This is a genomic window from uncultured Campylobacter sp., assembly GCF_905373215.1.
Lineage (GTDB): Bacteria > Campylobacterota > Campylobacteria > Campylobacterales > Campylobacteraceae > Campylobacter_B.
On record NZ_CAJPRT010000012.1, the window covers coordinates 17,475 to 42,786 of the forward strand.

The 25,312-nt window shown below is 49.4% G+C and carries 18 protein-coding genes; 3 read left to right on the forward strand and 15 right to left on the reverse strand.

Annotated features, from left to right (window positions below; all coding sequences use genetic code 11):
* Nucleotides 1-380: 380 nt before the first annotated feature.
* The 11 genes from QZ176_RS06905 to QZ176_RS06955 all read right to left on the reverse strand — a co-directional run bounded on the left by QZ176_RS06905 (nt 381) and on the right by QZ176_RS06955 (nt 14,539).
* On the reverse strand, nt 381-1,559 hold the full coding sequence (locus QZ176_RS06905; RefSeq protein ID WP_295152271.1) for a pyridoxal phosphate-dependent aminotransferase: 1,179 nt from the start codon (nt 1,557-1,559) through the stop codon (nt 381-383).
* Nucleotides 1,556-2,035: a hypothetical protein gene (locus tag QZ176_RS06910; RefSeq protein ID WP_295152273.1), complete on the reverse strand. Its 480-nt coding sequence runs from the start codon at nt 2,033-2,035 to the stop codon at nt 1,556-1,558. Before QZ176_RS06910 ends, QZ176_RS06905 begins: the two co-directional genes overlap by 4 nt.
* A gap of 10 nt (nt 2,036-2,045) precedes the next feature.
* Nucleotides 2,046-2,741, reverse strand: coding sequence for a serine O-acetyltransferase (cysE, locus tag QZ176_RS06915; protein WP_295152275.1), 696 nt, complete (start codon nt 2,739-2,741; stop codon nt 2,046-2,048).
* The gene (gene speA, locus QZ176_RS06920; RefSeq protein WP_295152277.1) at nt 2,738-4,576 is read right to left on the reverse strand and encodes a biosynthetic arginine decarboxylase; all 1,839 of its coding nucleotides are present in this window, start codon (nt 4,574-4,576) and stop codon (nt 2,738-2,740) included. Before speA ends, cysE begins: the two co-directional genes overlap by 4 nt.
* The gene (hisS, locus tag QZ176_RS06925) at nt 4,573-5,814 is read right to left on the reverse strand and encodes a histidine--tRNA ligase (protein ID WP_295152279.1); all 1,242 of its coding nucleotides are present in this window, start codon (nt 5,812-5,814) and stop codon (nt 4,573-4,575) included. Before hisS ends, speA begins: the two co-directional genes overlap by 4 nt.
* Nucleotides 5,815-5,990: 176 nt before the next feature.
* Nucleotides 5,991-6,473, reverse strand: coding sequence for a hypothetical protein (locus QZ176_RS06930; protein WP_295152281.1), 483 nt, complete (start codon nt 6,471-6,473; stop codon nt 5,991-5,993).
* A 210-nt stretch (nt 6,474-6,683) separates the two neighbouring features.
* Nucleotides 6,684-7,967, reverse strand: coding sequence for an ATP-dependent DNA helicase RecG (gene recG / locus QZ176_RS06935; protein ID WP_295152333.1), 1,284 nt, complete (start codon nt 7,965-7,967; stop codon nt 6,684-6,686).
* A gap of 2,360 nt (nt 7,968-10,327) precedes the next feature.
* Entirely contained in the window at nt 10,328-11,587 is a 1,260-nt protein-coding gene (locus QZ176_RS06940; protein ID WP_295152283.1) for a pitrilysin family protein, read from the reverse strand.
* Nucleotides 11,588-12,037: 450 nt separating this feature from the next.
* Nucleotides 12,038-13,087, reverse strand: a complete 1,050-nt coding sequence (locus tag QZ176_RS06945; protein ID WP_295152285.1) for a dehypoxanthine futalosine cyclase — start codon at nt 13,085-13,087, stop codon at nt 12,038-12,040.
* Complete coding sequence (locus QZ176_RS06950; protein WP_295152287.1) at nt 13,080-13,622, reverse strand: NfeD family protein; 543 nt, start codon at nt 13,620-13,622, stop codon at nt 13,080-13,082. The genes QZ176_RS06945 and QZ176_RS06950 overlap by 8 nt, the downstream gene beginning before the upstream one ends.
* Nucleotides 13,619-14,539: a stomatin-like protein gene (locus QZ176_RS06955; RefSeq protein ID WP_295152289.1), complete on the reverse strand. Its 921-nt coding sequence runs from the start codon at nt 14,537-14,539 to the stop codon at nt 13,619-13,621. Before QZ176_RS06955 ends, QZ176_RS06950 begins: the two co-directional genes overlap by 4 nt.
* A gap of 118 nt (nt 14,540-14,657) precedes the next feature.
* On the opposite strand from QZ176_RS06955, the gene QZ176_RS06960 reads away from it, so the two are divergent.
* Complete coding sequence (locus QZ176_RS06960; protein ID WP_295152291.1) at nt 14,658-15,848, forward strand: MFS transporter; 1,191 nt, start codon at nt 14,658-14,660, stop codon at nt 15,846-15,848.
* 10 nt (nt 15,849-15,858) lie between these two features.
* On the opposite strand, the gene QZ176_RS06965 is transcribed toward QZ176_RS06960, so the two are convergent.
* The 4 genes from QZ176_RS06965 to murJ form a co-directional block, all read right to left on the reverse strand.
* Nucleotides 15,859-17,010, reverse strand: a complete 1,152-nt coding sequence (locus QZ176_RS06965; protein ID WP_295152293.1) for an MFS transporter — start codon at nt 17,008-17,010, stop codon at nt 15,859-15,861.
* Between the two features lie 511 nt (nt 17,011-17,521).
* Entirely contained in the window at nt 17,522-19,243 is a 1,722-nt protein-coding gene (locus QZ176_RS06970) for an ABC transporter ATP-binding protein (protein WP_295152295.1), read from the reverse strand.
* A gap of 947 nt (nt 19,244-20,190) precedes the next feature.
* Nucleotides 20,191-21,621, reverse strand: coding sequence for a cysteine--tRNA ligase (gene cysS / locus QZ176_RS06975; RefSeq protein ID WP_295152296.1), 1,431 nt, complete (start codon nt 21,619-21,621; stop codon nt 20,191-20,193).
* Nucleotides 21,608-23,005, reverse strand: a complete 1,398-nt coding sequence (gene murJ / locus QZ176_RS06980; protein ID WP_295152298.1) for a murein biosynthesis integral membrane protein MurJ — start codon at nt 23,003-23,005, stop codon at nt 21,608-21,610. Before murJ ends, cysS begins: the two co-directional genes overlap by 14 nt.
* 80 nt (nt 23,006-23,085) lie before the next feature.
* Here murJ and QZ176_RS06985 point away from each other — a divergent pair, with 80 nt between their 5' ends.
* A complete protein-coding gene (locus tag QZ176_RS06985; protein WP_295152300.1) occupies nt 23,086-24,189 on the forward strand; it encodes an ABC transporter permease in 1,104 nt (367 codons plus the stop codon).
* Nucleotides 24,186-24,956: an ATP-binding cassette domain-containing protein gene (locus QZ176_RS06990; RefSeq protein WP_295152302.1), complete on the forward strand. Its 771-nt coding sequence runs from the start codon at nt 24,186-24,188 to the stop codon at nt 24,954-24,956. The genes QZ176_RS06985 and QZ176_RS06990 overlap by 4 nt, the downstream gene beginning before the upstream one ends.
* Nucleotides 24,957-25,312 lie beyond the last annotated feature (356 nt).

Below are 25,312 nucleotides of genomic sequence, written 5' to 3' on the forward strand. Positions count from 1 at the left end.
AACATAAAATTTATCGCGTTTACGCCGGAGCTTTTGCGGCGAAATCTAGATGCATCGTGCGATGAAATTTTAAAATTCCGAAGCGAAATTTAAGATCGCGAGCAGTGCGTGGCGCAGCAGACGTCGCAGTATGACAGCGCAAAATTAGCCGCATTTGAATAAACGGCATAAAATTTAAGCGCTCCTAAATACGGCAGCTCGAATTTTAAATACCCTTAAATTAAAGCGACTCGAAATTTGATCATGCTTAGCTAGCGTAGCCGCATTAAATCCCGAGCTACGCCGCGCTGCGCTAAATTTGCCGCTAAGCTGCATTAAATTTTATGTAAAATTTCGCCGCTAAGCTATGACAAATTTAGATTAAAATTTCGCTGGCATGCCTATCTGTGGTAATTTTTTACGAATTTTTCTATGCGCTCAAAGCCGCGTTTTAGATTTTCCATAGAGCACGCAAAGCTTATGCGGAAGTGCCCATCCATGCCAAATCCGCTTCCTGGCACCGTGGCTACGAGCCCTTTATCTAGCAGCTGCATGCAGAATTTCATACTATCAGGTTCTACCTGAGAGCAATCTATGAAGAAATAAAATGCACCATCTGGTTTTACGACACTAAGCCCTGGGATCGCGCCTATCGCGTCCGTGCCAAAATCGCGCCTGCGCTCGTATTCGCGCCTCATCTCCTCGATATAATCATCCGCCTCGCCGCGCAGCACCGGCATAGCGCCTGCCTGGACGATGCTTGCTACGTTGCTGACGCTTTGACTTTGCAGGTTTATCATCGCCTTATTTAGCTCATCGATTGCGCACGCGGTGTAGCCGAAGCGCCAGCCGGGCATCGCGCCGCATTTGCTTAGCCCGTTGATCGTCACGGTGCGCCTAAACATATCCTCGCTGATGCTTGCTGCGGCTATGAAGCTCTTGCCAAAGACGATTTTTTCGTAAATTTCATCGGCAATTACTAAAATATCCGTGTCCTTTAGCACTTCCGCAAGCTCTTGCAGCTCCTGGCGCGAATATACGGCGCCTGCGGGGTTACTCGGGTTGAAAAGGCACAGCGCCTTCGTGCGCGGCGTGATCGCGGCTTTGAGCTGCGAGGCGGTGATTTTGTATCGGTTTTCCGCCTTGGTGGCTACGATGACGGGCTTGCTGCCACAGAATTTTACAATTTCGGGGTAAGTGACCCAATAAGGCGCCGGTATTATAACCTCATCGCCTTCGTTTAAGATGCAGTTAAAGGCGTTAAATAGCGAGTGTTTGGCACCTACGTTGGTGATGATCTGATCAGGCCTGTAGTTTAGAGCATTATCGCGCTTTAGCTTCTGCGCGATTAAATTTAAAATTTCAGGCGTGCCGGCAACCGGCGTATATTTTCCGCAGCCCTTAGCCATAGCTTCTATGACAGCTTTTTTGGCGACTTCTGCGGTATCGAAATCAGGCTCACCCGCACTTAGGATCACGACGTCTTGCCCCTGAGCTTTCATCTGCTTGGCTTTGGTGCTGATTGCGATCGTTAGGCTTTCGCCGAGCTTGCTTACGCGACTTGAAAGTGTTAATTTCATTGATGCTCCTTGGATTGGTTTAGACAATTTAAAATTTGATTTTTGACGCTAAAAGCCCTGCCGCTACTTGGGTCTTGGTCGTAGATATCGTCGATTTTATAATCTCCTCCGCTACGGACGAGTTTGTAGATTATCGTCTGCGCGCCGTAGGGGCAGGTCTGAGTTACTACGACAGTATCGCGCTGCCCTAGCTCAAAATCATATTTCGCATCGTCGCAGACATCTTGACCGCCGATTATCGGATCGTAGTCCAAGCAGCCTACCTCACCTTCGCCAGCAGATGCTTCATCCTGCATAAGCGCAGATTTGAAAGAAGCCGATAAGACATTTTTGTGATCGCCGAAATAGGTATCCTTGATGTATAGACTTTTTACTAGGCTTATTCTGGCGTCGTCCGCGGAATTTTTCGCACTATTAGTATCGCTGCCGCTTGCCGACAAAATAGCACAAATTGTAAAAAATAGAGCTTTTTTCACTTTAACCCTCTTATTTTAATGATTTCAGATACTCTTCGTAGAATTTATTGAGATCCTCATCCATTTCGGCGATATCTTTTCTGCCGCTGCAGATGCACTCTTCCAAAATTTCGATACGCTTGATGAGATATTTGATAAGCTCCTGGCTGATATCGGGAATTTTATTATGCGCCAAAGGATCGCTTTCGCAGCCGCCTAAAATTCTAGCCGGCACTCCTACGGCGGTGCAGTTTGGCGCGACGTCCTTTACGACGACGGAATTTGCGCCGATTTTGGAATTTTCGCCGATGGTGATGTTGCCTAGCACTTTAGCTCCTGCGCCTACTACGACGCCGTTTTGCAGCGTCGGATGGCGCTTGCCGTGCTCTAAGCTCACGCCGCCGAGAGTGACGCCCTGATAGATCAGACAGTTATCGCCGATGATCGCCGTTTCTCCGATGACAAGCCCTGTGGCGTGGTCGAAAAACACGCCCGAGCCGATCTGCGCGCCCGGGTTTATATCTACGGCGGTGATTATGCGGGTAAGTCCGCTGATCGCGCGAGCTACAAGCTTAAAACCTCGCTCGTAGAAAAAATGCGCGAAGCGATAATTTATTAGCGCCCAGACGCCGGGATAGCAGAAAAATATCTCAAATACGCTATTGCATGCGGGGTCTTGACGCAAGGGCTCGGTGAAGTCCTGTTTTAAAATTTGCCAAAAACTCATTTGATCGTCTTTAAGTAGCTATTGTCGTTTAAAAACAGATATAGTTCGCCCAGGATATGCTTTTTCTCTTTATCTCCGATAAGATTTGATTTTTCGACGCGCTCGTTTAGGCTTTCGCGGATATCTACTACGTCGTAGTCCATATCCTCCAAGATGTCGATGACCGATTGAGATTCGATAAAGTCCTTGATCTCAAAGCCGCCGTCATCGCGCAAGATCACGGTCGCTTCGGTGGGGTGTGCAAAGAGGTTGTGGCTCATGCCAAGCACCTCCTGATAGGCACCGACAAGAAAAAAGCCCAAAAAGTACTCCTCTTTTTCAGGATCGAAATCGTGCAGAAATAGCGGATTTTTTTGGCTGTCGAATTCTATCTCTCCGTCGCTATCGCAGGTGATATCCCAGATCGACGCCGATAGCGTGGCGCGCTCATCCAGCCTCTCTAGCGGCATGATCGGGAAGTGCTGCTTGATGCCCCAAAAATCTGGCAGGCTTTGAAAGATCGAGAAATTTACCAAATAGCGCTCTTGAGCGTTGCCTAGGGAGTTTAAGAAATTGCTGTATTCTTGCTTGTTGCCTAAAATTCCATACGCCTTTCGCATTATTAGATGAACCAAAATTTCGCCGTTTGAGCGGTCGATTAGATCGACGTATCCCAGATCAAAAAGGGTAAGCACGCTCTCCATGTGCGACATAGCATCGTGCAGATACTCTAGCGCGTTGGAGGGCTTTAGAGTTTTATACAGATCGTATAGTTCGGCGACTACCGGCGGATTATCCTTTTTTAGGGCGAGTTTTTCTTCGGTGTATTCTTGGGTAAAAAGCTCCAAAATCGGCGCTACTAGCACCGCATGGCTGGCGGCTACGTATCTGCCGCTCTCGATAAAGATATCCGGCTCGGCCTCTTTTTTATCCTGCGCGATCGATTTTAGCAAAAAAACCACGTCGTTGGCGTATTCTTTTAGCGTATAGTTGCGGCTGGAGCTTTCTTTGGCTTGGGAGTATTCGATAGCGAGCCCTCCGCCTAAATTTATGGATTTTAAATTTTTCGCGCCCATTTTGCGAAGCTCGGTGTAGATATTACCCGCCTCGATGAGAGCTTTTTTAAGCGGATGGATCTCTGTAATCTGCGAGCCGATATGAAAATGAATCATCGTAAACTGCTCGATGAGATCGTTTTTCTTGAGTAAGTTTATCGCCTCTATAAGCTCGGTCGAGGTAAGGCCGAATTTAGAATTTATCCCGCCGCTTTTCGCCCACAGCCCGCTTCCGGAGTTATGCAGCCTGATGCGCAGCCCGATGAATGGCTTTGGCGCAAACCGCTCCTTAGCCGTTTCGATGATGGTTTCAAGCTCGTTTAGCCCCTCGATCGTAAGCGTTACGTTATGCCCCATCTCTGCGGCGATGAAGCCGATATTTATAAGCTCCTTATCTTTAAAACCGTTTACGGTAATTGGCGCGCCGTATTTGTTATACGCCATCGCTAGTAGCAGTTCAGGCTTGCTGCCGGCTTCGAGTCCGTATCCGTAAGGCTCGCCGATATCGACTAAATTTTTAACGAAGCCCGGGAATTGATTTACCTTAAGCGGATAGACAGCGTGGAATTTTCCCTTGTAATCAAACTCCTTAATAGCGCGGTTAAAATTTGAGTAAATTTCAACGATCTGCTTTTTGATGAGGTGCGGGAAGCGCAGCAGTATCGGGCCTCGCACGCCGTCTGCGCGGATCTCTTTTATTATATCCACCAAAGGCTGCTTGAAATCGGAGTTTAGGCATAGTTTGCCCCCATCTATCGTGAAGTTGGAATTCCCCCAAATATTTAGTCCGTAATCGCTCATGCTCTATCCTTAAAAAATGCTTCGACCTCTTTAAATTTGATCGCAAAGGTGGTTTGATCCTCTAAATTTTTACACCACACTTCGGCGCGATCAAACTCGTCCTGCCCGATGCAAAGGCAAAATTTCGCCTCCGCCCCGTCGGCTGCCTTTAAATGCTTCGCAAGCGCCTTTGGCTCGTATGAAATTTGAGTTTTACAAAGCTTTCGCAGCTTTAGCGCAAATGAAAACGCCGTGCTAACAAACGCCTCATCCAGCGCGCCGATATAAATCCCCTCGCGCTCTTGAGGGGCTTCACGCGTTTTTAAAATTTCGGCTATTCGCTCGATACCGATCGCAAAGCCCACGCCCGCCGTCTTTCTGCCGCCTAAAAACTCCACGAGCCTATCGTAGCGTCCGCCGCCGCCTACGGCGCTTTGCGCGCCAAGCTCGCTTGAAACGAACTCAAAGGCGGTTTTGCAGTAGTAATCAAGCCCGCGCACGAGTTTAGGATCGATCTGAAATTTTTGTCCGTTTTGGGTTAAAATTCTTTGCAGCTGCGCAAATTCCGTGGCGCAGGCGTCGTTTAAATTTTCCGTTATAAGAGGCGCGGCGGCTAAAATTTTCTGGCAGCTTTCGTTTTTGCAGTCCAGCACGCGGATCGGATTGGTGTCGATGCGCCTTTGGCAGTCCTCGCAGAGCCTATCTTTGCGTTCTTGCAAGAAATTTACGAGCTTGGTTTTATACGCAGGCATGCACTCCTCATCGCCTAAAGAGTTGATTTTAAGCGTTGCGGCGACATTTAGCTCGCGTAAAATTTGAGCTAACATCAAAATCACGCTCGCGTCCTCATAGACGCTACTTTGCCCGAAGCACTCGACGCCGAATTGATGAAACTCACGCAGGCGCCCCTTTTGCGGGCGCTCGTAGCGAAACATCGAGCCTTGATAATAAAATTTATGCACGCCGCCGCTGCGGTCTAGCTTTTTTTCGATAAAGGCGCGCACGACGCCTGCGGTGCCCTCGGGGCGCAGGCAGACGCTATCGCCGCTTTTGTCGCTAAACTCATACATCTCCTTGCCGACGATGTCGCTGCTCTCGCCGACGCTGCGGCGAAATAGCGCGGTCTGCTCAAGCTTGGGAGTTTCGATGAGGCAAAAGCCGTAATTGCGCGCCACGCGCTCGCACACGCTTAAAATTTGCGAGTAGATGCGCGCCTGCTCGCCTGAAATATCGTTCATACCGCGAAGTGCTTTGATCATCTATAAAATCCTTTGTGAAATTTTAAAATTTTCAAATTTTTGCGGCGATTATAGTTAAATTTACCTAAATTTTAAGCCCTGCCGCTGCCGCTTCGTGTCGGTTCTGCTTATTTGCATCGCGCACCGTTTTGGCTTAGGCGTCTATTTTAAACCGGCTAAGCTCGGCGGTAAAATTTCTACTTCGCCGCTTTCGTCGCCAAAAATTCCTCGTAGCGGCGATCGATGATCTCTTTGATCTCGGCGTAATTTTGCGGCGAGTTTTCTATGTAAAAATAGGCGTTGTCGAAGTTTTTATCGCCGAATTTGCGCGCGACGAAATCGTCGTAATCTTGCAAATACCAGCCGTGCGTTTTGGCAAATTTCGTGCGGTCCGTGGTGTAGTAGGCATTTGCGAAGGCCTTGCCCGCGGTGTTTAGCTCGTCGCTGCCCAGCACGCCGTCCATGGCGCCAAAGAAATACCCGCGATAATCAAAGCTATCGTCCATCCGCGCTATATCGCCCGCGAAATCCGCCGCGAAGTCCTTGGAGTAGAGCTTGCACTCCATGCACCAGCGGAAGAAAAACGCGATGTGCGTCGCGCCGTTTTCCTGCGGGATATCTGTCGGCGCATTTTTCGCGCCCCAGTGCCATTTTGCCTTGTCGTAGGTCACGTAAGCCATTTTGCTCTCCTTTTTGGACTTTAAGTTGCATAAATTTTAGAAATTAAAAGCAAACGACGCTTGGTAAAGCTCTAAATTTTATCCGCTGCAATCTGCGCCGTGAAATTTCAAATTTTATATCAGATCGCCCGTTACCTTATAATCGCATTCGCTTCGTAAAATTTTGCCGCGGCTAAATTACGTTTAAATTCTATCGCGCCTCGTAGAATTTCACGCACCCCGTCCTATGTCCTTTAGTCGCTGCTTTGCCGCAGCCGTCACGTCCTCTTCATAATCATACCATGCAAACATCGCGCCGTGCTGCACCGAGCCGCCCAGCAGATCGCCTCCCTGGCGGTTTTTCAGATCGATATTTGCGACCTTAAATCCATCCAGCGTCGCTGCGAACTCACGCAGGCGCTGCGGCGGAGATTTGAGCTTGGTGTAGAGGTAGCAGCGCCCCGCCTGGCCTTTGCGCCCGACGCGCCCGCGCAGCTGATGAAGCGACGCGAGCCCCATTCGCTCGGCGCCCACGATTAAAATGACGCTAAGCCGCGGCAGCGAAATGCCTACTTCGACGATCGTTGTGGTTATCAGCAGCCGCCCTTCATCGCGGAAGCGGCGCAGGATCTCTTCCTTGTCCTTGTCGCTGCCGTGAGTAATCATCACGTCCGCAAACTGGGCCTTCCAAAACGGCGCCGCCTCCTCAAGGCTTTGATAGACCGAGCTTTCGCTTTGCTGCACTAGCGGATAGACGATGATTGCTTGATTGCCCGCGGCGAGCTCGCGGCGCAGATCCTGCATAAAGCCCGCAAATCCGTCGTTTTGTAGGATTTTGGTTTTGATCTGTTTTTCAAACGGCAGTTGTTTTAAAAAGCTGAAGCTCACGAGCTCGGACTGGATCATGCTCAGCGTGCGCGGTATCGGCGTGGCGCTAAACTGAATGAAATGCGCGCGAAACTCGCCGCTCCCCGTGAGGCGCGCGATCTTTTCGCGCTGATTCGAGCCGAAGCGGTGCTGCTCATCGACCATTATGAGATTTGACGGCGCAAGCTCGTGGTAGAGCAGGGCGTGAGTACCGATGATAAGGTGCGCGTCTGCGAAATTCGGCTCGCGATCGCCGCTTTTTACGAGCAGGACTTTGATCTGCGGCGGCAGCAGACGGCGCGCCTCGGCGTAAATCTGCTCCGCCAAGATGCTCGTAGGCGCCATCAGATAGCTGATGCGCGGGTAGTTCATCGCCGCGCTAGCGAGGATGACGAGCGTTTTGCCGCTGCCTACGTCGCCCATGACGACGCGGCGGCGCGCCAAAGGGCTTTGCAGATCGCTAGCGATGTCCTTTATCGCGCTTAGCTGATCGCGCGTAGGCTCGAAAGGCAGCGAAGCAAGCCAGTCAGAGATGTCGCGCAGCGGATAAATTTGCGCCGGGAAACTCGTTTTTTTCGCGCTTAGCTTTTGCAGGTAGTTTAGAATTTCGACAAATTTCAGCGTGCGTAAAATCATAGCACCGCTCATCTGCGTGACGGCTGCGCTCCTGACGGCCTCGGCGGCATGGACAGTTCCAGCGTCGCTTGCAATTTGAGCGATTGTAGGTATGGCGGTCGTAGCTTGGGCGGCTGCGGTCTGGATAGTTTCAGTTTGATAATGCGTAGGTTGGGCGGCACAATCGCGCAAAGCGCTCATCGGTGCGGCGAGCGCGTCTTGAACAGCCTCGGCGCTTACGGTCTGAGCGATCGTAGGCTTTGCGGTTGCGGTCTGCACGGCTACTACCGTCTGAAGATTTTCGGTTTGATTGCATACAGGTTGCACGCCCGTAGCTTGTGCGCTCAAAGTTTGGGTAGTCGCGGCTCGCGCGCTCGCTACTTGGTTTGAAGTTTGGATTGTTGCGGCTTGCGCACCTGCGTCTTGAGTTTGGGCGGCTACGAGTTGCGAATCTGCGATTCGAACGTCTGAAGTTTGAACCGCTGCGGGTTGCGTATCTACGTCTTGGGTACTTAAATTTTGTTGTGCGGCTTGCTCGGCTATGGACTGCTCGGTCGCAACATGCTCTAGCATGGGCTGGGCTGTCGCTGTTTGAACGTCTGCTAGCTGTGCTGCTTGGGTGCCGGATACTAGGTCGTTTGAAATTTTATCGCTGCTTGTAGCTGTATTATTGTCAGCTTTGAAGTCGTTTGAAATTTCATCTACGCACGCCTTTGCGCCGTATACGGCAAGAAAATCTTCGTTGCTTTGAACGCCAAAATTTTCGTCATTGCAAATCTCCGCGCTGCGTACCCGAGGCTGATCGCCATCTAAAATTTTATCGCTCGCAATCTCGCCGTCACGGAGGCTTGGGGGGAGTGAAGTCTTCGCACCCTTTGGAATTTCGCCGCTTAAAATTTCATTCGCCGCGCCGCGCTTTGCTTCGCAGGCAAAAACTCCGCCGCTTCGCGGATAGTTTGAAATTTTGTTGCCCAAAATCTCATCATTTTGCGATCTGCCGTTTAAAATTTTGGCGGCGGCGGAGTTTTGCGAGCTTGAAATTTCGCCGTTATCTGAAATTCCATTGCCATTTAAAATTTTATCGCTTAAAATTTCACTGCCGCTTGGAATTTTGCCGCTGTTTGAAACGTCGTCGCGCTCGCCGAAATTTTCCGCGCCGCCTTCCTTGAGCTGCCTATTTAACGCGGCTAGCATTCGCACGCTGCGCGGCGAGCTCTCGTGTAGCGCAAGCAGTACCGCCGCCTCCTCCGCGCGCAGCCCGCAGCCTAGAAGCGCGCCCGCGCTTAGATATTTTTTGATCAGCTTTTGCGCCGCGGCATCGCTCAGCGCGGCTTTGTATTTGGGCGCGATCCTGCCTGGCTCGCTTACGATTTTTGGGTTTACGAACTGCCACGAGCCGAAGCTCTCGTCGCATTTGCCGTGGATGAAGAATTTTTTGCCGCGCTTAAAGGCGCCGAAGTGCCAGTTTTTGGCGTTGAAAATCACGATTTTGATCTCGCGCTCCCAGCTGAGGCAGTGCGCCGTGACGATGAGCATCGAGCCGCGCCTGTGCTGGAAGAGGCACTCGACCTCCGCCGTGCTCTCGCCCGCGCAGGGCGCGTCTCTAACGCTTAGATCGTCGAAGCTTTTGGGCAGAAGCAGTGCCAAATCCAAAAGCGTCGTAATGCCCGCCTTTTGCAGCGCTGCCGCGTCTTTTGCTTCAAAAATCAATTTTCATCCTTTAAATTTGATAGGTTTAAGCCCTCGCGCTGCGAAATTTTATGCGCCGCAGTGGAATCGCTCGCCTAAATTTGATCGAAATTCTATGCGCCGCATCGAACGCTTGCTTAAATTTGCTCGGAATTTCACCCATTGCGGCAAATTTGCTCGCCGGCTTCGCCCATAAATTTTACCCGCCTTGCGCGTGTTTTATTTGGCGGCTGTATCTTTGCGGCGCGCACCGGATTTTAAAATTGAGCACGCGAGCGCTTGAAATTTCATAGCGCGATTTGCGAACCGTACGATCCGAAAGAGATGCACGCCTGCATCATCTTTTAAATTCCACAGCGCGGCACACAGACGACATGCGAAATCGGGTTTTGATTTTGCGCGCTAAAATTTTGCCGAGCCGCGCACGGCGCCTTTAAATTTAGCCGCCCTTATAAGACTTGCAAATTTAGCCATTTCTGCAAAGCCTCGCAAGTTTTAGCACGACGCAAGCGCGGTTTTAAATTTAAACGCAAGCCGTCCGCAAACGGAGCGAAAAAGTAAATTTAGCGCCGCCCGCTGGCGGAGCGCAAAAACAAAATTTAACGCCGTATGCGCCTTAATATCGTATGCGCCGCTTTACAAATTTTAAAATTTACCCAAATTTTATGCCGGTCGCAGGTATGCACTCGCTGTGCTGCGGCGGGCTAAATTTTAAGCCCCTTTTTCGCGGCAGCCTCGTCGCAAATGACGGAAAAGCTTAGGTTCATGATCTCGTCGTGCGACTTGATGAAATCGTTGAGCGCCCCGAGTTTTAGCGTCTCGATGCGCTTTAAATTTCGCTCGAACTCGCCGAATGCGTAGCCCTTGTAATACTCGCTCTGTGCGATCGCCGCGCGCTTAAACATCGTCTCTTTTTGTAGCACGGCGCTTCCGATCAGGAATTTTTTGGCGCTTTTCAGCTCCGCTTCGCTCACGCCAGATGCGATAAATTTCGCGATCTCCTCTTTTACGAGCGCGGCGGCGTTTTGTAAATTTTCGTTTTTGGTCTGCAGATAGCCCCAAAACTCGCGGCGGCTAAGCTCGAAATCGCCGCGCGCATAGACCGAGTACGCAAGCCCGTGCTTAACGCGGATACGCTCCATCAGCCTGCTGCCGAAACCGCTGCTTCCGAGCACGAAAAGCGCGGTGTTTGCGATGAATTCCTGCTCCTTTGGCATCGTAAATGGCGCGCCGAAGTAGATGTAGGCCTGCTGCGTCTGCTCCTTTTGGATCTTTATTTTTTTCGCATCGCTCGGCGCGTAAAACGGTAGCTCGCGCTTTTTGCCGCTTGCGAAGAGGCTTAAAATTTCTGCGATTTTCGGGTTTTTATCGCTCACGTCGCCGCACAAAACGACGTATAAATTCTCTAAACTCAGCGAGGAGAAAAACTCCCGTACGTCCTTCATCGTGATCCGTTCTACGCTCGCCTCGTCGCCTATGAGCGGCTGAGCGAGCCTCGTGCGCGGATACAGAAGCGCTTTTAGGTTGCACGTCGCGATGTAATCGAACTCGCTTTTTAGCACGGCGATCTCGCCTATGGTTTGCATTTTTAGTTTTTCCAGCACCGAGGGCGTTAAATTGGGCTCTTTAAGCAGCTCTCGCAGCATGTCTAAGCCGAAATCGAAGTGCTCTTTTAGGCAGTTTAGCTGGATGCCGAAGGTTTCAAAATTGCTCGCGGCGCTGATCTCGACCGCGCGGATATCGAGCTTGCGGTGAAATTCGCTCACTCCCAGCGTCTTTGAGCCCTCGCCCAAAACGCCCGCGCAGATGCGCGCAAGGCCCAGGGTCTTCTCGCTCACCGCGCCGCTTGCTTTAAAAATTAACTTGAAGCTCGCCACCGGCAGCGAATCGTCGAACTGATACAAAAAGTCGATTTTAGTGCTCTTACCGCCTTTGGTTTTAAGTGAAATCTCTTTTTTTTCCATCGTTTTCCTTTATAAAATTTTTAAATTTCATCGTTCTTTCGGGCGCGATTTTAAAATTTTGACGCAGCTAAACGCGCCGCTTTTAAATTTGCACCGGGATAGTTTTTGAAATTTCGCGCCAAGGCAGTTTTGCCCGTCCTGCTTAAAATTTTAAAATTTAATCGCGCCGCACGTTTTGTAAAATTTCAGCGCCCAAAACGCCGCGACACGGAATTTCGCGTCCAAAAAATTTTAAGGCGAAATTCCATAGCGGAATGAAATTTTATTACATAAATTTCACTTGCATCCGTAAATTTGAACCCGTACCGATATCAAAATTTTAAATCCTGCCGCGAAATTCCACGCTCACGATCACGAAAATTCGCTATCTGTTTTAAGACAAAATTCTACCGCTAAATTCTAGCCGCAAGCGAACAAAATTCCTGCTGCAAACACGCAAAAGCTCACGCCCTAAGCGTAAGTCTCCAAAATATCGTAGTTGGTGTTGCGCTTGGCGGGTATTTCGTCCACGTCGCGGATCAGCGCTATCATCTCGTCCTTGCTCATCCGAAAGCTCGCGCCCGCGGCCTTTACGACGTTTTCCTCCATCATCGTGCTTCCAAGATCGTTCGCGCCGAATTTCAGCGCTAGCTGCCCGATATAGCTGCCCTGCGTGACCCAGCTGCTTTGGATGTTTTTGAAATTATCCAAAAATAGCCGCGAGACGGCGAGTAGGCGCAGGTAGCGGTTCGAGCTTTGTTTTTTGATCTCTGGGTGCTCGCGCAAAAGGCGGGTGTTTTGCCCCTGAAAGCTCCATAAAATGAACGCTCGAAAGCCGCCCGTGCGGTCTTGCAGCTCGCGGATTTTTTCCCAGTGCTCTACGATCTCGCGCGTGCTTTCCAGCGTGCCGAACATCATCGTGGCAGTCGTTTTCATGCCGATGCTGTGCGCCTCCTCGTGCACTCTAAGCCACGTGGCGCTGTCGCTTTTGCGCGGCGCTACTAGCTCTCGCACGCGATCGCTTAAAATTTCGGCTCCGGCTCCGGGCATTGAGTATAGCCCCTTGGCTTGCAGCCTGCGAAGCACTTCAATCGTGCTGATGCCGCTAAGGCGCGCGATATAATCGATCTCGATTGCCGAGAAGCCGTGGATCGTGATGCTAGGGTAATTTTTGCGGATGAACTCCACCAGGTCCTCGTACCATTCGATTTTCAGCTTCGGATGGACGCCGCCTTGAAATAAAATTTGCGTGCCGCCCACGGCGATGAGCTCCTCGATCTTTTCGCTAATCTGCTCAAAGCTCAGCACGTAGGCGTCTGCGTCGCTTGCGTGACGATAAAATGCGCAAAATTTGCAATCCACCATGCAGGCGTTGGTGTAGTTTATGTTTCGATCGATGATGAAGGTCGTGACGCGGTCCGGGTGCAGCTCGCGCTTGCGTGCAAACGCCGCGCGTCCAAGCTCGTTCAGATCGGCGTGTTCGATCAGCTCTAGCGCCTCATCGGCGCTCATTCTAGCCATTGGCTCCCTTTAAATTTGCATCGCTTGCGGCGGCGTTAGAATTTTTATCGTCGGTACTCGTGCTGTCGGCGTCGCTTAAATTTGCGTCGCCGTCATTTAAATTTACGCCGTCTGCGCCGCTAGAATTTCGACTGCTATCTTTTTTAACCACGATCTGGCCGTTTTTTACGCCTAAAATTTCGACGCGGTCACCCTCGTTCAGATCTGAAATTTCATCGCTTTTCCAAAACGTACTTTTGAAATAAACCATGCCGTTTTTGACGGTGCCGGTGCCGCTTTCGTCCAAAAAATTATCCTCATGCTTCTCTTCTGGTTTGAAAAAGCGTGATTTTAGCGGCCTTTTAAGTGCGATCAGAAGCACGAAAGAAAGCACGAAAGATAGCAGAATTTGTACGTCCCAATCAAGCTGAAAGCCGAAGCTCAAAAGCCCCGTGATGAAAAATCCGGCGCTGAAAAATATAAAGGTAAAATCCATCACCAAAAGCTCGACGATCGCCAAAATCACGCCGATTATGATAAAAATCAGCGCGTTCATTTGAGCTCCTTCGCGCCGTTTTTACCGAGGAATTCTTTAAGCACGCTAAGAGAGCCGAGAAGCTCGCTCGTTTCGTAAGGGATCAAAATTTTATCCTTGCTCGGGTTTTTGGATAGCTCGCTGAAAGCGTTTACGCGACCCTGCGCGAGCAGGTATTCCGCCGCAAAGCTAGAAGCGCTCATCGCTAAATTTATATTGTCCATCGCGTCTTTTTGACCTTGCGCAAGCGCGATCTGCTCATATTTTTTTGCATCCGCCATACGCTCGATCGCCTCGGCTTCGAGCACCTTCTCCTGCTTTAGCGCTTCGGCGTTTCGGATGAGAGCCGCTTTTTCAGCCTCGGCTTTAAGCTCGATCGCGCGCTTTTCGCGCTCGGCCTTCATCTGCATATTCATCGCCTCTTCGATGCCGTGCGGTACCGAAATTTCGGAGATCTCCACGCGCATGATCTTTACGCCCCAGTTATCCGCAGCGTCGCCCAGAGCGATTTGTAGCTTGGAATTTAGCTGATCGCGCGAGCTAAGAGTGCTGTCTAAGCTCATCTCGCCGATCGCGCTACGTAGCGTCGTCATCGCTAAATTTGAAATCGCGCGGCGATAATCCTCGACGTTGTAAAGCGCCATCTTACCGTCGATGACTTTCAAAAACACGATACCGTCGACGCTTATGTTGACGTTATCTTTGGTGATGACCTGCTGCTTGCTGATGTCCACGAGCTGCTCGCGCACGCTCATCTTCGCGCGCACCGCATCAAAAAACGGCACGATGATGTGAAATCCGCCGTCGAGCACCTTGTGAAAGCGACCCAGCCGCTCGATGATTAAAATTTCCGATTGCGAGACGATCTTGACCCCCATCTTTAAAATTGCCGCGATGAGGACGCAAAATACTATTACCGTAGTTACGAACCCTTCCATTTTCACTCCTGAATTAAAATTTCGCAATTATAGCATTTTTAGCTTATTTTGGCTTTTAAGGCGCGTCGTGATACAATTTCGCTAGGTTTTTTATATTAAATTTACAGGATAAAATTTTATGATCAGATACATCGTGCTGCTTCGCCATTCACGCAACTACCGACTGCTCTTTTCGGCGGGTTTTATATGTATGTTCGGCTTGTGGTTTTCAGTCGTTGGGATCGCTACGCTGCTGATTGAGCTTGGCGCGCCGGTGTGGGCGATTACGGCGGTGGGCGTCGTTTCGTTCGTGCCGAACGTTTTTTTAGCGCCCATTAACGGCATCATCGTGGATAAATTTCAACCAAAGCCTCTGATGACGGCGATGTTTATAACCGAGATGATCAGTATTTTCATGCTGATTTTTATCGATAGCTTGGATTATTTGTGGCTGCTGCTTTTGATCGTGGTCGTGCGCAGCGTCGCAGGCACGCTGTTTTTTCAAACCGAATCATCTACGCTGCCGAAATTTCTAAGCCGCCCCTATCTCAAGCTTGCTAACGAGATGACGGGTATTATCTGGACGATCACATATACTTTCGGAATGGCGAGCGCGGGTATTTTTATCCACTATTTCGGCGTGCGAGCGGCATTTATTTTGGATTTTTGCTTATACGTTTTTTCGTTTTTTATCCTGCTGCGGCTAAATTTTAAAGACCTTGCAAGAAACGCGCCAGAGCCGGTGTTTAAGATGCTAAAGGAGGGGTTTTCTTACCTGCGCTCTCATCCTTTGGTGGTGCATCTCATCGTTCTTCACGCCTTCGTCGCCGTCACTACTTACGACAATCTCATCGCGCTTCTTGCGAAGTATAAATACAAAGAAATTTTAAGCGCCTCGCTAGTCATCGGGCTTATGAATATGTCGCGCTCGGCGGCCGCGTTTTTCGGACAGATATGGCTAAGCAAGATCGTGAATAAACATACGTTTTTTTGGCTATTGCTGGGGCAGTTTGCGGGCATCGCGCTGTGGGCGGTGTTGGAGTTTAACTACTGGCTTTCGTTTGCGGGCATGATCGCGGCGGGATTTTTCATCACGACGGTGTGGTCGTATTCTTTTACGCAGCTGCAAAGCCACGTCGATAGGGAGTTTTTCGGGCGCGTCATCGCCTACAACGACATGGCGTATTTCATCGTCGCGACGCTCGTGTCGGCTGCGATCGGATTTTTTTTCGAGCTTGGATTTTCGCTTTCGCAAATCACCTTTGGCATGGGCTTTATGTTTGCAATCGCGGCGTTTTATTATAAATTTTTGATCTACGAAAAAATTTAAAATTTTAAAGCTATCTTTTAGGCGCGATCTCGGGACGGAAAATAGCAAATATAAATAAAAAGCTCATCGCTGCAAAAAACACCCAGATAAAGCCGTTTGCGCCCAAAAATTTCATCATCGCGCCGATTATTAAAGGCGAACATAGTGACGCGCTCGAATAGATAAAAAGCATCGCCGCCGAAATTTGCACGCGAGATGCGCCCTCGCCGGTGATGGAGTCGTTTGCGCGCGCAATGGCGAGCGAATACAAAGGGAAGGCGCCAAATCCTAACATCAACGCAAGTGCGCACGTTAGGATGAAGCTTTTAGCAAAAAATAGCGCCGCGCAGGAAGTAAGACCCACGACGCAAACTATCATTATGGCGCGTTTGCGACCGAACTTATCTGAAATAGTACCGCAGACGAGCTGCGCCAAGAACCCTCCTGCCATCGCCGATCCCATAAATGCGCCCACCGAGCCCACTCCAAGCCCTGCGCTTAGCACGAAAACGCTCGCCATCGAAAAAAAGCCGTTAATCAAAATGCCCGCGCAAACCACCGTCGCAAACGCAAGCGGCGGCACTATTGAAATTTGCGGCATAGAAACTCGCATGCGAGCGGGGACTCTAGGAGGGTTGAAGCGGATTAGATTTACCGGCAGCAGCGCTAGGATGATAAAAAATGCGCTTAGCACGAAAACTTTCATCGTTCCGAAATTTAGCGCCAAAATTATAACTCCTATCGCAAACGCGCCGTAAAAAACCGCTTCGTAGATCGCGAGCACTCGGGAGCGGATGGAGTTTGTGATCTTTGAGTTTATCCAGCTTTCGATTATCATCAAAAGCGCGTAGTAGCAAAAGCCCAAAATAAAGCGCAAAATCGCCCAATATACGAGGTTTGAGCCAAGATCATGCAGCATCGCCGCGATGCCGAAAAGCGCCGTAAAGACTGCGTATGCCCGCACGTACGAGAGTGCGCCAATTATCGAAGGCACAAAAAAGCCGCTAAAGATCGCCCCTAAAAAGAAAAACGCCGAAATTAGTCCGATCTCAAGCTCGCTGTGGCCAGATTCTTTTAGCATGATGCCCGCGCTTGCGATGACTAGCGCGTCGCCGATAAACATAAAGAAAATCCCCAGAAATAGGGGGCTTAGCGAGCGTGCCGCGCGCATAGATTCAAACAATGACTTTTCCTTGGAATTAAATTTGGCGTATTGTAGCCTTTTATTGATTAAAGCTCGGTTTTTATGGCAAAATATTTGAAAAATTTTGATTCGGATAGAGATTTTAAAAAGATGCGAAAATTTATAAAGAAAAATCAAGCCAAAATTTTATCGCAGATGCCTAAGATCAGGTGTAGGTAGCGCGCCGAAAAGCCCAGCGTGCGATAAAATTTTATCGCAGCGGTTTTAAAACGACGTGAGCGTTTAAATTTAGAGGCGGCTCGCAACGAAGCGCTGAAATTTTAAGATAAAATTTTAATCCAAACGTTAAAGCTCTAGCAGTCGTGCCTCGTCGCATCAAAGAGACGAGTTTTATCAAAAAGCCCTGCAGCCAAAACCGCAATCCGCGTGGCTAAATTTCAAGGTAAAATTTCAATCTTTGCGGATAAATTTATGCGGCTTACTTCAAAGATAAAATTTTAAAATTTCGTAGAGCAAAACCGGGGCGCAAAAGGCGCAGAATTTTAAAGCTCTAGCCATTTTGCATGATCCCCTTTAGACCGCGATACTCCTCGCATTCGCCCGTCAGCTTCGCGTCGGTGCCGATGGCGAGGATGCGGCCGTTTTTCATCACGGCGATATTATCGGCGCGTTCGATCGTAGAGAGGCGATGCGCGATTACAAAGACGATTTTGCTTTGTTTGATCTTTTCGATGACGTTTGAGATCTCCTTTTCGCTTGCGTTATCCAGCGCCGAAGTCGCCTCGTCGAATATTAAAATTTGTGGGTCCTTATACAGCGCGCGCGCGATGGCGATACGCTGGCGCTGCCCGCCGCTAAGGTTTGCGCCGAACTCGCTAAGCACGGTGTAAATTCCATCCTTCATCGAGCTTACGAACTCATAGGCGTTGGCGAGCTTGAGTGCTTCTATGACGCGCTGCTCGTTAAATTCCGCGCCGTAGCTTACGTTTTGTGCGATCGTGTCGTTGAAAATATAGACGCGCTGGCTTACCAGGCCGATGTTTTCGCGCAGGCTAGGGATGCTAAACTCGCCGATTTCGTCGTTGCCGTTGAATAAAATTTTGCCGCTGCTTGCGTCGTAAAAACGCATCAGCAGGTTCACGACCGAGCTTTTGCCGCCACCGCTGTTTCCGACGAGCGCTAAAATTTCGCCCTTTTTGACGCTGAAGCTTATATCTTTCAGCGCCGCCTTGTCGCCGTAGTTTAACGACACGTCGCAAAAGCTCACCGAGCCGATCTCGCCCATCTGCTTGCCGCCGCCTACGATCGTAGGCTCCAAATCTATGAGCTCAAACGTCCGCTCGCTCGCGGCGATAGCGTCTTGCATGTTGTTATAGAGCGAGGAGACCTTTTTTATCGGCGTGTAAACCATAAAAAGCGCCGTAAGGAAGCTGAAAAAGCTGCCGATGCTCATCTGGCCTGCGATGACCTCCTGCCCTCCGACGATGATCACTACGGCGATGCCCACGGCGCCTAGCATCTCCATGATCGGGCTTACCAGGCACGCCGTTACGACCGCCTTTAAATTTAGACCGAAAAATTTCTTGTTTTCGGCGTTAAATTTCTCCACTTCAAAGCTCTCGGCGTTGCTTGCCTTAACAATTTCGATGTTGGAGTAAATTTGACTGAGCGCAGAGGAGATATCGGATGTTTTCTCTTGAGACTCGCGCGAAATTTTTTTCATCCGCTTTGCAAGGCGAGAGAGCGGATATATCGCGCACGGAAAGACCACGAGCGCGAAAAACGAGAGCTTTGGACTCTGATAGATCACGACGCCCAAAAGCCCCAAAATCGTAATGATCTGCGTGAAAAAATCGGGGATCATGTTTGAAACCACGACGCGGATACGCTCTATGTCGTTGATCGTGCGGCTGATGAGCTCGCCCGTGCGGAAACGGTTGAAAAAATCCACGTCCAGCCGCACGAGGCTTGCGACGAGCCTATCGCGAAAGCGGCGCACCGTGTCTTGACCGATGAAGGCGGTGAAGTAGTTTTGCATAAACGCACCGCCGCTTTTCATCGCAAAAACCACGATGATCGCGATCGGAAGCGTATAGAGATATGGCTCGTTTTTTTCGACGAAAATTTTGTTTAAAACGGGTTCGACCAGCTTCGCGCTCGCAGCAGTCGCTACGCTCGTCATCACCATACCCAAAATCGCCAATGCAAACTGCGGCTTGTAATCCCTAAAATAGGGCTTAAAGCGCGATAGTAAAGTTTTAAAACCGTTCAAATACAATCCTTTTTTATAAAATTTTTAAAATTTAAATCCCCAAATTTTTTAAATTTAAGAATTCTGAAATTTTAAAATTCCTTAAATTTTAGAATTTCGACCGCGAGGCAGCACGAAATTTATGGGGCGGTGCGGGACTAATTTGCACTTCGCAAGTTCACTAAATCTATCCGCCCACATACGCTGCCGCACGAACGATGCCGAGATTTAGCTTTTTTTATTTGCCGCTTTTAAAGCACTAAGCGCTTAAAGCAAGCGAATTTTTATTCATAGTGATCTTTCTCTTTCGCAAGCCACTTTAAACACTGAACGCTTTGAGACACCATAAAGCGCTCAAAGGCCGTATCATAAATTACATCGCGTTATATCACGACTTCACATCGTCGCGCCGCATTGCTCTTTCGCACCGCCGCGCTACCGAATGAAAATCGCAGCCTGCCTTGTGGTTTTGCCGCTGCATCAGCCGTATCGCCAAATGAAATCGTGACTTTCATCGCTGCGCACTATATACGATATCGCCGAATAAAAATCGCGCCGAAATTTGCGCGTTGCGGCAACATATTCCACTGCACCTAGTCGCGTTAAAATTTACGCACAGGTGCGCGGCAGTGCTGCTTTTTACTGCGCTGCGGCACAACTCTGTATTGCCAGTTGCCATAAAATCGCACTGAAATTTACGCACAGACGATCCGTAGTGCTACCGCTGTACCGCGCTATATCGCGCCGCCGTATCAGCTGCGCCGACGAATGAAAATCGCTATCCACCTCGCGCCTCTGTCGCCGCGTCGCGCCACATATCGCATCGCTAAATAAAATCACACCGCCGTATCGTGATACGGCAAATAAAATCGCGCTAAAATTTTCGCGCGGATTAGCGTTCGGAGTTACGCTTCTCATCGTAAAAAATCATAAAATTTAACATAAAATTTTACGCTAAATTTTACGTTTTACTCCGCTGCGACCTCCCAAACGGTGCCGCCGGGCGTATCCATCACTTCGATCTTCATATCCGTAAGGCGTGCCCTGATGGCATCCGCACGCGCAAAGTCCTTTTCCGCCTTCGCCCGCCCGCGCTGTTTTATCAGCTCCTCGATCTGCGCTCTTTGCTGCTCGCTCACGCCGAAACGAAAGTATTCGGTCTCGTCCTCATATAAAATTCCGAGCGTCTGCTTTGCAAACTCCAAATTTGCGGCGATACGGGCTTTTAGCGCCTTATCTTTTGGCGCGCGATCAAGCGCTTCGTTCGCGCTTGCTACGAAGCTATCGAGCACCGCAAGCGCACCTGAGGTGTTGAGATCATCGCTTAAAAACTCCATCATCTCCGATCTAAATTTAGCCTCTGTAGCGGGCAGTTCGGGCGCAGAATTTTGTCCCGCAGCGGGAGCTAAAACGTCACGGACGCGCTTTTTAAGGCGGTAAATTTTATCGAGCCTCTTTTTACTCGCAAGTAGATCGGCTATCGAATAATTAAAATTTGCTCTATAATGCGAGCTTAAAAGATAAAATCTCAGCGCCTCGCCGGGTGCGATTTTTAGGGCGTCTCCTACAAAAAAGGAGTTGCCGAGGCTCTTGCTCATCTTTTCGTTATTTACCTGCACGAAGCCGTTGTGAAGCCAGTATTTACTTAGCGCTCTATGGCGGGCGCAGCGGCACTGCGCGGCTTCGTTTTCGTGATGCGGGAAGAGCAGATCGGCGCCGCCTGCGTGAATGTCTATGCAAAATTGCGGATCGCCGCTATCAAGGTGCGCCAAAATCATCGCGACGCACTCGCTGTGCCAGCCCGGGCGCCCTTTGCCAAACGGGCTATCAAACCAATTCTCGTCAAATTTCCACAGCACGAAGTCCTTCTCGTCGTGCTTGGCATCGTTTGAGGCGACGCGGGCGATGTTTTTGCCGACGCCCTCTTTTTTACCGCTAAGGCTTAGATAATCCCCGTCCTTGCGCGTGTCGAAGTAGATGCCGTCACCGGCGATCTCGTAGGCAAAGCCTTTTTGAAGAAGCGAGAATATGAGCTCGCAGATCGCGGCGATATTTTCGGTCGCCTTGGGCGAAATGCTCGCGTCCTCGACGTTTAGCGCGCTCATATCCTGCAAATATCTACGGGTGTAAAACTCCGTAATCTCCTCCAGGCTCTTGCCGCTCTGCACCATCTTTTTTAAAATTTTATCGTCGATGTCGGTGAAATTTCGCGCAAATTTAACCTCATAGCCCTCCGCTTGTAGTACGCGGCGCAGCAGATCGAAGCTCACGGCGCTTTTTGCGTGCCCTAAATGTGCGTCGTCATAAACGGTCGGGCCGCAGGCGTAAATGCGCGCCAACCCCTCGCTAATGGGCTTAAACGGGAGCTTCTTTTTGCTTAAACTATCATAAATTACCATAATACAAGCCTTTTAAAATATATAAAATCGCCGCTTCGCCTGCACAAAGCGCCGCGATCGCAATAATTTTTTTTGCGCGGATTATAGCTAAAAAGTTATTAAATCCAAAAAAATAGAGGTTGAAGCCGAGCAAAAACGCCCCCGTTATCGTGCTTGCAAATGCAAGTCCCACCGCACCAAAGGGTTTAAAAAACAGTGCGCACAAAGCGACGTTTATAAAAACACACCAGATCGAAATTTTCGCGCCTAGCTTCTGCTTCATATTCGCATACAGCCAGTGCGAAAAAATCCTAGACAGTCCAAACGGCACGAGCCCTACCATATACGCGCCAAGAACCGCGGCGCATTCGATAGAATTTTGGCGGGTAAATTCTCCGCGCTCAAATAACAGCTGCGTGATCTCGTTTCGCAGCATCACGCCGCCTATCGCGGAAAGCCCTAGCAGCGTCAAAAGGAAGTAAAATCCGCGCTCCACGAGCGCCAGAGCCTGCGCGTCGTCGTGAGCTTTTACAAATTTGCTCATTCGCGGAAAGATTGCCGTGCTAAGCGCGATCGCAAAAAGCGCGAGCGGCAGCTGAAATATGCGGTTGGCGTAGTAAAGATAACTGATACTGCCGCTAGCAAGGAAGCTCGCAAAAAAGGTATCTATAAACGAGCTTAGCTGAAGTGCCGACGCACCGAGTACGCCCGCGAAAAAATTTTTATAAAAGCCCTGCGTTTGTGCTTTATCGCCCCGCGCAAGCCGCGCAAAGCCGCCCGCTAAGACGCGTAGCATACCGGTAAATTTCAACGCATAAACGTGCACCGCAAGCTGCAAAAGTCCGCCTGCTACGACGCCGAAGCTAAGATAGAGCACCGCCGTAGCGCCGTCTTTGCCGCGAGCTAGCAGAAGCGCCGCGATCATCGCCAAATTTAAAAGCGCAGTCGAAAACGCCGTCGTAGCGAAGTGGTCGCGATACTGAAGCAGCGAGGCAAAGAGCGTAACGACGAAGATAAACGTGAGGTAGAAAAAATTTATCCGCACGTAGGGCACCGCAAGACCGATCTGCTCGGCGCTAAATCCGTATGCCAAAACTTTAGTAAAAACAGGCGCGGCAAGCAGCACGAGCGCCGTTAAAAGCGCGATGAAAATGCTAAATTTTATTAGCACCGCTGCGGCAAAAATTCCTTTTTTGCGCGCGGCGGTAAAGCTAGGCAAAAACGCCTGCGTAAAGGCTCCCTCGCCGAATAGTCTGCGGAAAAGATTGGGTAGTTTAAACGCTACGAAAAACAGATCGCTGTAAATCCCTGCGCCCAAAACCGATGCGGTAAGCAGGTCGCGCACGAAACCCAAAACTCGCGAAACCAGCGTGCCTGCGCTATTTGTAAAAAAGCCTCTGAGCATAAATCTCCATTAAATTTTATAAAATGCCAAGGTTGATTATATTATAATTTCCCCTATTTTTTGATTTTGGAGAGAAATTTTTGCGGAATTTAGCCTTTTCGCTCGAAAGCTCGGGTGGGAAAAATACCCTATCGCTACGCGGGCAGTGGAACTATAAAAGCTCGCGCGCCCAGCTGCTTGCACTAAAAAAAGCGGTAAAAAATCTAAACGAGCTGGAGCTAAGCTTAAGCGAAATTTCGAATTTAGACTATTTCATGGCGCTGATGATCAAAAACGCCCTTGCCGGCAAGCGGGTTAGCCTTGTAGAGAATAGCTGCAAAGCTGCCAAAATTCTGAGCTTTATGGATGATAAAACGATCGATTTTAGCTACGTACCCGAGTCTCGCAGGCTAAATTTTTTAGCGCAGATCGGGCTTTATTGCCATCTTGGAATTTTAGGCTTGCTAAGCCTTGCTGGCTTTTTAGGCGAGTTTTTCTCCAAACTCGCGGCTTTTGTAATTCATCCGATGAAATTCCGTTTCAAAGAAACCGTAAATTTCATTAAAGATAGCGGCATAGACGCGCTTTTCATCGTCTCATTGACAGCGTTTTTGATCGGTATCGTGCTTGCTTACATCGGCTCGGATATGCTTTCTAAATTTGGCGCCAGCATCTATATCATCGATATAATGGGCGCTTTGACGCTTCGTGAAGTAGCGCCTCTAATCGCCGCTATCGTTATCGCGGGTCGCTCGGCTTCGAGCTTTACGGCGCAGATCGGCGTGATGAAGATCACCGAAGAGATCGATGCGATGAGGACGATGGGCTTTGATCCGTTTTATTTTCTTGCGATGCCGCGCATTATCGCGATGGTACTAATCATGCCGCTAGTCATTTTTATCGCAGATTCGGTAAGTATTTTTGCTCAGATGATCGTGTGTGACGCGTATTTAGACATAGCCTTTAGCGATTATTTGGATAGATTTAAGGCTTCTGTAGAGCTTAGGCATTTTTTAGTAGGTGTGATTAAAGCGCCGTTTTTCGGGGCATTCATTGCTATCATCGGCTGCATGCGGGGTTTCGAAGTAAAAGGAAATACCCAAAGCATCGGCGAATACACTACTATTAGCGTCGTAAATGCGATATTTTGGGTCATTGCGATCGACGCGGTATTTGCGGTTTTGTTTTCGGAAATCGGGCTATGAGCGAGCAAGCGCAGTCTAGCGAAACCTCCAAAATCATAGTCGCGCGCGACGTTACTACCGCGTACGGATCGCGCATTATGCACGATCGCGTAAACTTTAGCGTCAAAAAGGGCGAAATTTACGGCTTTTTAGGTGGCAGCGGCAGCGGTAAAACGACGCTGATGAAAACGCTCATATTTTTAAAGCGCCCGCAAAGCGGCGAGATTAAAATTTTTGGGCGCGATATTTGGAGTGTAAGCGAGGCGGAGCAAAACGAGATCCGCCTAAAATGCGGCGTGATGTTTCAGTTCGGCGCGCTTTACAGCTCGATGAGCGTGCTTGAAAACGTAGGCGTGCTGCTGCGCGAATACTCTAAATTTAGCGAGCGCGAGATAGATGAGCTATCGATGTTTTGGATCCAAAAGGTGGGGCTTAAGAAGGAGGCCGCCGCGCTTAGCCCAAACGAGCTTAGCGGCGGTATGAAAAAGCGCGTAGCGCTGGCTCGCGCGCTAGCACTTAGCCCTGAAATTTTATTTTTGGACGAGCCAAACTCGGGACTTGATCCGCTCAGTGCCAGAGCCCTTGATAGGCTTGTTTGCGAGCTTAGAGACAGCCTCGGCGTCACGGTCGTGATGGTCACGCACGATGTGGATAGTATCTTTGACATTTTGGATCGGTTTTTGATCGTGGATAATCAAAAAATTGCCTTTGAAGGAAGCATAAAAGAGATTTCAAACCTGGAGGATAACCCCCTTGAAGAGCTATTTAAGATGCGGCAAAGGGATTGAACTTTGAAATTTACCGAGCCAAAATACGCATCGCGGCGGGTAAAATCGGATAAAATTTATATAGGTGCAAGCTGAAATTTTAAAATAGCGGTGGGAAAATTTTAAATTTTAAACCTAGCGAGGAATTCCAGGCTCCGCAGGGCTTAAATTTTAAAATTTAGACTTTAGCGGCTCAATCGAAATTTTAAAATTCAGTCGGGTCGCATTTAAGGGCGCATTTATCGGATAGCGCATTGAAATTTTAAAATTTCGGCGAGCAAGCGGCGTTAAATTTAAACCGGGGCGGTAAAATTTTACGCTAAAATACGGCGCGACGATATTTTGAAATTTCAAAATGCACGCTAAGCTTTAAAATT

Excerpts from the sequence above, each read along its gene's own strand:
- QZ176_RS06905 (WP_295152271.1), bottom strand. The coding sequence starts at position 1,559 with ATGAAATTAACACTTTCAAGTCGCGTAAGCAAGCTCGGCGAAAGCCTA.
- cysE (WP_295152275.1), bottom strand. The coding sequence starts at position 2,741 with ATGAGTTTTTGGCAAATTTTAAAACAGGACTTCACCGAGCCCTTGCGT.
- speA (WP_295152277.1), bottom strand. The coding sequence starts at position 4,576 with ATGAGCGATTACGGACTAAATATTTGGGGGAATTCCAACTTCACGATA.
- hisS (WP_295152279.1), bottom strand. The coding sequence starts at position 5,814 with ATGATCAAAGCACTTCGCGGTATGAACGATATTTCAGGCGAGCAGGCG.
- QZ176_RS06930 (WP_295152281.1), bottom strand. The coding sequence starts at position 6,473 with ATGGCTTACGTGACCTACGACAAGGCAAAATGGCACTGGGGCGCGAAA.
- recG (WP_295152333.1), bottom strand. The coding sequence starts at position 7,967 with ATGAGCGGTGCTATGATTTTACGCACGCTGAAATTTGTCGAAATTCTA.
- QZ176_RS06940 (WP_295152283.1), bottom strand. The coding sequence starts at position 11,587 with ATGGAAAAAAAAGAGATTTCACTTAAAACCAAAGGCGGTAAGAGCACT.
- QZ176_RS06945 (WP_295152285.1), bottom strand. The coding sequence starts at position 13,087 with ATGGCTAGAATGAGCGCCGATGAGGCGCTAGAGCTGATCGAACACGCC.
- QZ176_RS06950 (WP_295152287.1), bottom strand. The coding sequence starts at position 13,622 with ATGAACGCGCTGATTTTTATCATAATCGGCGTGATTTTGGCGATCGTC.
- QZ176_RS06955 (WP_295152289.1), bottom strand. The coding sequence starts at position 14,539 with ATGGAAGGGTTCGTAACTACGGTAATAGTATTTTGCGTCCTCATCGCG.
- QZ176_RS06960 (WP_295152291.1), top strand. The coding sequence starts at position 14,658 with ATGATCAGATACATCGTGCTGCTTCGCCATTCACGCAACTACCGACTG.
- cysS (WP_295152296.1), bottom strand. The coding sequence starts at position 21,621 with ATGGTAATTTATGATAGTTTAAGCAAAAAGAAGCTCCCGTTTAAGCCC.
- murJ (WP_295152298.1), bottom strand. The coding sequence starts at position 23,005 with ATGCTCAGAGGCTTTTTTACAAATAGCGCAGGCACGCTGGTTTCGCGA.
- QZ176_RS06990 (WP_295152302.1), top strand. The coding sequence starts at position 24,186 with ATGAGCGAGCAAGCGCAGTCTAGCGAAACCTCCAAAATCATAGTCGCG.